This window comes from Streptococcus sp. HMSC071D03 (assembly GCF_001812125.1).
GTDB classification, from domain to species: domain Bacteria; phylum Bacillota; class Bacilli; order Lactobacillales; family Streptococcaceae; genus Streptococcus; species Streptococcus pseudopneumoniae_N.
The window spans coordinates 92,566-98,565 of the sequence record NZ_KV807753.1; the positions used below are offsets into that span (position 1 = coordinate 92,566).

Below are 6,000 nucleotides of genomic sequence, written 5' to 3' on the forward strand. Positions count from 1 at the left end.
GTTGGGTCTTTTTTTCACGAGCCTTGAAATGAGAGAGCGAGTTTGGGTCCAGTGGACCTCTTTTTCATGAGCTTGAAAACAAGAAAGCGAATTAAGACCCCGACGAGTCTTTTTTTCACGAGCATGGAAATGGGATAGCGAGTTGAGTTCCGAGTGGACCTATTTTTCAGACCCAGGTGGGTCTTTTTTCACGAGATAGTTTTTTCTGACTTTGGCGTGATATAATGGTAATAGAAAGAGCAAAGGTGGGTAAGTCAAAGATGAATTGTACGATTAGAAATATGATTAAGTCTGATATTGAATCCTTATCTCATGGATTTATGAATCAAGGTTGGCCTGGTAGAGAGGAAATTTTGGCTAGATATTTTCTGGAATAGGAAAGTGGGGAGAGAGAAGTCTTAGTTGCAGAGATTGGTGGTGCTGTAGCGGGCTACGTTACCATTTTGCCCTCTGCTAAACATGGTCCTTTTGCAGAAGTCTATCCAGAATTATCAGATTTTAATGTGTTTGAGCCTTTTCGAAATCAAGGGATTGGGAATCAACTGCTAGAAGAAGCAGAAAAACGAGTCAAGTTTGTTTCGAGTAAGGTCACTCTTGGTGTAGGTTTGCACTTAGGCTATGGCCCTGCCCAGAGATTGTATATCAGACGGGGCTACATTCCAGATGGGACAGGTGTCTGGTATCGAAATCAACCCTTGGAAATGAATGCAACTAGCCAAAATAATGATGATTTAGTTTTGTATCTAGTAAAGGAATTTGGATAAGAGACAAGGATTTTATTGGGATGTGGGATTTCTCTACTTTATGGTATAATGGAAAGAGTGAATTGAAGGAGGTATTATAATGGATGCCAAATTAAGATACAAGGCTAAGAAGATTAAGATTATCTTTTTTGATATAGATGATACTTTACGCAATTCAAAGACAGGTTTTGTTCCAAGTACTATTCCAACAGTCTTTAAACAATTGCGTGAGAAAGGAATATTAACGGGCATTGCGACTGGACGTGGAATTTTTGGTGTCGTGCCAGAGATTCGCGAACTTAAACCTGACTTTTTTGTTACTCTGAATGGTGCCTATATTGAGGATAAAAAAGGCAATGTGATTGATAGTAACAAAATCTCAAAAGATAAGGTTGAAAGCTATATTGCTTGGACTAAGGAAGTGGGGATTGACTATGGTTTAGTTGGTAGTCATACTGCTAAACTCTCCACTAGAACTGAGTTGATTAGTGAGGCCATTGATCCAATTTATCCTGACTTGGATGTTGATCCTGATTTTTATAAAAAAGAAGACATCTATCAGATGTGGACTTTTGAGGATCAGGGAGATGACCTGACTTTGCCTGAAAGTTTAGCATCGACTTTGCGTATGGTACGCTGGCATCAACATTCGTCTGATATTGTGCCGATTTCAGGCTCCAAAGCGACGGGGGTGGAAAAGGTTGTGGAACACCTAGGTTTGAAACCAGAGAACGTCATGGTTTTTGGAGATGGGCTCAACGACTTGGAACTCTTTGATTATGCTGGAATCAGCGTTGCCATGGGAATTGCTCATGATAAAATCAAAGAAAAAGCAGATTATATTACAAAAACATTAGAAGAAGATGGCATTTTTGATGCTTTAGAAGGATTTGGTATGGTAGAAAAAGAATTGCATTTCCCACAGGTAGACATTGAAACAGTAGAAGGTCCTCTTGCGACCATTAAGACCAATCATGGAGAGTTGCGTATTAAGCTTTTCCCTGAGCATGCACCAAAAACAGTTGCCAACTTTATTGCTCTGTCTAAAGACGGTTACTATGATGGTGTGATTTTCCATCGTATTATCAAGGACTTTATGATTCAAGGTGGAGATCCAACTGGTACTGGTATGGGTGGCGAATCTATCTATGGTGAGTCATTTGAAGACGAATTTTCAGAAGAACTTTACAATATCCGTGGAGCCCTTTCTATGGCCAATGCTGGACCAAATACCAACGGTAGCCAGTTCTTTATCGTGCAGAATCAACACTTGCCATATTCTAAGAAAGAAATTGCTCGTGGTGGTTGGCCAGAGCCAATTGCGGAGATTTATGCAGAACAAGGTGGAACTCCTCATCTAGACCGTCGTCATACTGTATTCGGTCAACTTGCGGATGAAGCTTCTTATGAAGTTCTGGATACAATTGCAGGTGTAGAAACAGGTGCAATGGACAAGCCAGTTGAAGATGTCGTTATCGAAACGATTGAAATCGAGGACTAGGATGAAAATAGGTGATAAGCTAACAGGGCGAATTACAGGGATTCAGTCTTATGGAGCCTTTGTGGAGTTAGAGACTGGTATCACAGGCTTGATTCATATTTCTGAAATTCGTACAGGATTTATTGAGAATATCTATGATGTACTGAAAATCGGTGAAGAAGTTCAAGTCCAGGTTGTCGATTTGGACGAGTATACAGGGAAAGCAAGTCTTTCTATTCGGACTTTGGAAGAAGAGAAACATCAATTACCGAGACGGAGACGTTTTTCAAGTGACCGTGTCAAATACGGATTTGCTCCTTTGGCTCGCATGATGCCTATCTGGACCAAGGAAGCTATCTCTAATCTAAATAAGAAAAAGTCTTAATTGATTTTTTCTCTCTTGAAATATTAATATAGTTTGTTATAATAGAAGTATGGTAGAAGAATTATTAAAATCAGGAGAGAGAATCAATCAGCTCTTTTCTACAGATATCAAGATTATTCAAAATAGAGAGGTTTTCAGCTATTCGGTGGATAGTGTACTTTTGTCACGCTTTCCTCGCTTTCCTAAAAATGGCTTGATAGTGGATTTTTGTGCGGGTAATGGAGCTGTTGGACTTTTTGCCAGTAGTCGTACTAAGGCGAAAATTCTGTCTGTTGAAATCCAGGAACGATTGGCGGATATGGCAGACCGGTCAGTCCGATTAAATGGCTTGGAAGAACAGATGCAGGTCATTTGTGATGATTTGAAAAATATGCCTGCTTACATTCAGGGGAGTAAGGTTGATTTGATTTTATGCAACCCTCCCTATTTTAAGGTGGACCCAAATTCTAATCTGAACGAGAGTGAGCACTATTTGTTGGCTCGGCACGAAATTACGACCAATCTTAAGGAAATCTGCCGTAGTGCCCAAAGTATTCTCAAATCCAATGGGCGTTTAGCCATGGTCCATCGTCCTGATCGATTGTTAGATATTTTAGAAACGCTTCAACAACACAATTTGGCTCCAAAGCGTCTGCAATTTGTTTACCCTAAACGGGAGAAAGAAGCCAATATGCTTTTGATCGAGGCTATCAAGGACGGCTCCACTAGTGGTTTTAAGGTTTTACCACCACTTATTGTTCATAATAGTGATGGCACTTATACACCAGAAATTCAAGAGATCTATTATGGTTCATAAGGCCTATATGTACGTGGTTGAGTGTCGGGATAGTTCCTACTATACTGGCTATACAACGGATGTCAAAAAAAGAATCGCCGTTCACAATAGTGGTAAGGGAGCTAAGTACACACGAGCTCGGTTGCCAGTAAAACTTATCTATGTAGAAGGTTTCGATAGTAAAGAAGAAGCCATGTCAGCCGAAGCTCTTTTTAAACGCAAGACACGTCTGCAGAAAGTAAGCTATCTAAATGACAATCAAGATAGGAATTTAGCCAATATTTTCGAGATCTAGTGAGGAGTTCTTTGACTCCTCTTACTTTTGTCAAAAATTGAAAAAAATGCTACAATAGAGTGAATAAAGAAACGAGGTATTATCATGTCTAAGATTCTAGTATTTGGTCACCAAAATCCAGACTCAGATGCTATTGGTTCATCTGTTGCTTTTGCTTATCTTGCAAAAGAAGCTTATGGTTTGGATACAGAAGCGGTGGCTCTTGGAACTCCAAATGAAGAAACAGCTTTCGTCTTGAACTATTTTGGTGTGGAAGCACCACGCGTGATCACATCTGCTAAAGCGGAAGGTGCAGAACAAGTTATCTTGACTGACCACAATGAATTCCAACAATCGGTTTCAGATATTGCTGAAGTTGAAGTTTATGGTGTGGTGGATCACCACCGTGTGGCTAATTTTGAAACTGCAAGCCCACTCTACATGCGTTTGGAGCCTGTTGGATCAGCATCTTCTATCGTTTACCGCATGTTCAAAGAACATGGTGTAGCTGTGCCAAAAGAAATTGCAGGTTTGATGCTTTCAGGTTTGATTTCAGATACTCTTCTTTTGAAATCACCAACAACACACCTAACAGATAAAGTCATTGCTCCAGAATTGGCTGAATTGGCTGGTGTGAACTTGGAAGAATACGGTCTTGCAATGCTCAAGGCTGGTACAAACTTGGCAAGCAAGTCAGCAGAAGAATTGATTGACATCGATGCAAAGACTTTTGAATTGAACGGTAACAACGTACGTGTTGCCCAAGTGAATACAGTTGATATTGCTGAAGTATTGGAACGCCAAGCTGAAATCGAAGCAGCTATCCAAGCCACAAACGCAGCAAACGGCTACTCTGACTTTGTCTTGATGATTACAGACATCGTCAACTCAAACTCAGAAATTCTTGCACTTGGTGCAAATATGGACAAGGTAGAAGTAGCTTTCAACTTCAAACTTGAAAACAACCATGCTTTCCTTCCAGGTGCTGTTTCACGTAAGAAACAAGTTGTACCTCAATTGACAGAAAGCTTTAATGCATAATGATAGATGGGGAAACCCATTGTTAAAAAGGAGTTTCGGCTCCTTTTTTGCTAGGAGAGAAGTATGTTAGAAAATGGCGATTTGATTTTTGCGAAAGATGATTCGGATATAGGACAGGCAATCCAGGAATCTACTGGTCACTATAGCCATGTGGCCATCTTTTTGGACGGACAGGTTTATCATGCTAGTGGGAAAGCTGGTGTTGTTTGTCAGGAACCAAGAGATTTCTTCGAATCAGATTGTCTGTATGATATCTATAGTTATCCACAGATAGATATTCAAAAGGTAAAGAAAAGAGCAGACCAACACCTAGGAGCTCCTTATAATTTTTCTTTTTATCCTGATGGGGAGGGTTTCTATTGTTCCCAATATATCGCAGACATTCTTCCTATTTTTGAGACCATTCCCATGAAGTTTGGGGATAATACACAGGAAATCAGTGATTTCTGGAGAGAATATTATCGAGATTTGGGGCTTCCTGTACCTCTGAATCAGCCTGGCACTAACCCGAGTCAATTAGCAACATCACCACTTTTAGTTTGTAAAGAAAGGAATCTTCATGATTCAGATTTTTAATCCATCACGTTTGACGCGACAACCATTCTTTAGAGATTTGGTAGACTATCTTGATCAGCATGATGAAGTTATTTTGCGAGAGATTAAGTCACATTTTCCAGAAGTTGCAGTTGATAAGTATTTGGAGGAATATATTAAAGCGGGTTTGATTTTGAGAGAAAACAAACGCTATTATCTCAATCTTCCCTTTCTAGAATCTACAGAATCTCTTGCACTAGACCAAGAAGTCTTTGTGAAAGATAATAGTCCTGTTTATCAAGAAATCCTGGAGAAAGATTTTAAGACAGAATTGCGCAATCAAACAAATGCAGCTATCCTAGAAGAGTACACCGATTTTGCAAGGGAAAAGATGACCTTGTCTAATTATTTTTATAAAGTCAAGCATCAGTATCCGCTGACCGATGATCAGCAGAGACTGTATGAAATTTTAGGGGATGTCAATCCTGAGTATGCTCTCAAGTATATGACTACTTTTTTGCTCAAGTTCCTCAAAAAAGATCAACTCATGCAGAAACGACGTGATATCTTTGTTGATAGTTTAGTCTTATTAGGTTACATCCTTCAAAATGAAGATGGGAAATACGAGTTAGCTGTAGAATTTGATAATGAACGATTCATCTTTATAAAAAGATAGAAGTAGACTGGATAAAATTCTTTAAAATCAGAAAAACGCATAATATCAGGTGTTTAAAAAACGGCTCTATAATTTCTGTAGTGGGTAAATCC

Annotated in this window: 7 protein-coding genes and 1 pseudogene; all 8 read left to right on the forward strand. The window is 39.4% G+C overall.

Going from position 1 to position 6,000, the window contains the following annotated elements; genetic code table 11:
- Positions 1–260 precede the first annotated feature (260 nt).
- The 8 genes and pseudogenes from HMPREF2837_RS05765 (at position 261) to HMPREF2837_RS05800 (ending at position 5,908) form a co-directional block, all read left to right on the forward strand.
- A pseudogene (locus HMPREF2837_RS05765) lies at positions 261–764 on the forward strand (GNAT family N-acetyltransferase).
- 79 nt (positions 765–843) lie between these two features.
- Positions 844–2,244 (forward strand): bifunctional Cof-type HAD-IIB family hydrolase/peptidylprolyl isomerase, encoded by a 1,401-nt coding sequence (locus HMPREF2837_RS05770; protein ID WP_049549355.1) that lies wholly within the window; start codon positions 844–846, stop codon positions 2,242–2,244.
- Position 2,245: 1 nt separating this feature from the next.
- Positions 2,246–2,608 (forward strand): S1 RNA-binding domain-containing protein, encoded by a 363-nt coding sequence (locus tag HMPREF2837_RS05775; protein WP_000689622.1) that lies wholly within the window; start codon positions 2,246–2,248, stop codon positions 2,606–2,608.
- Between the two features lie 49 nt (positions 2,609–2,657).
- A complete protein-coding gene (locus tag HMPREF2837_RS05780) occupies positions 2,658–3,404 on the forward strand; it encodes a tRNA1(Val) (adenine(37)-N6)-methyltransferase (RefSeq protein ID WP_049549354.1) in 747 nt (248 codons plus the stop codon).
- The gene (locus tag HMPREF2837_RS05785) at positions 3,394–3,678 is read left to right on the forward strand and encodes a GIY-YIG nuclease family protein (protein WP_049549353.1); all 285 of its coding nucleotides are present in this window, start codon (positions 3,394–3,396) and stop codon (positions 3,676–3,678) included. Before HMPREF2837_RS05780 ends, HMPREF2837_RS05785 begins: the two co-directional genes overlap by 11 nt.
- An 84-nt stretch (positions 3,679–3,762) precedes the next feature.
- Positions 3,763–4,698 carry a manganese-dependent inorganic pyrophosphatase gene (locus tag HMPREF2837_RS05790; RefSeq protein WP_049549352.1) on the forward strand — a complete coding sequence of 312 codons (936 nt, stop codon included), beginning with the start codon at positions 3,763–3,765 and terminating at the stop codon, positions 4,696–4,698.
- Positions 4,699–4,761: 63 nt separating this feature from the next.
- A complete protein-coding gene (locus tag HMPREF2837_RS05795; RefSeq protein ID WP_049549351.1) occupies positions 4,762–5,274 on the forward strand; it encodes a YiiX/YebB-like N1pC/P60 family cysteine hydrolase in 513 nt (170 codons plus the stop codon).
- Positions 5,258–5,908 (forward strand): DUF1803 domain-containing protein, encoded by a 651-nt coding sequence (locus HMPREF2837_RS05800; protein ID WP_049549350.1) that lies wholly within the window; start codon positions 5,258–5,260, stop codon positions 5,906–5,908. Before HMPREF2837_RS05795 ends, HMPREF2837_RS05800 begins: the two co-directional genes overlap by 17 nt.
- Positions 5,909–6,000 lie beyond the last annotated feature (92 nt).

Excerpts from the sequence above, each read along its gene's own strand:
- HMPREF2837_RS05770 (WP_049549355.1), top strand. The coding sequence starts at position 844 with ATGGATGCCAAATTAAGATACAAGGCTAAGAAGATTAAGATTATCTTT.
- HMPREF2837_RS05775 (WP_000689622.1), top strand. The coding sequence starts at position 2,246 with ATGAAAATAGGTGATAAGCTAACAGGGCGAATTACAGGGATTCAGTCT.
- HMPREF2837_RS05780 (WP_049549354.1), top strand. The coding sequence starts at position 2,658 with ATGGTAGAAGAATTATTAAAATCAGGAGAGAGAATCAATCAGCTCTTT.
- HMPREF2837_RS05785 (WP_049549353.1), top strand. The coding sequence starts at position 3,394 with ATGGTTCATAAGGCCTATATGTACGTGGTTGAGTGTCGGGATAGTTCC.
- HMPREF2837_RS05790 (WP_049549352.1), top strand. The coding sequence starts at position 3,763 with ATGTCTAAGATTCTAGTATTTGGTCACCAAAATCCAGACTCAGATGCT.
- HMPREF2837_RS05795 (WP_049549351.1), top strand. The coding sequence starts at position 4,762 with ATGTTAGAAAATGGCGATTTGATTTTTGCGAAAGATGATTCGGATATA.
- HMPREF2837_RS05800 (WP_049549350.1), top strand. The coding sequence starts at position 5,258 with ATGATTCAGATTTTTAATCCATCACGTTTGACGCGACAACCATTCTTT.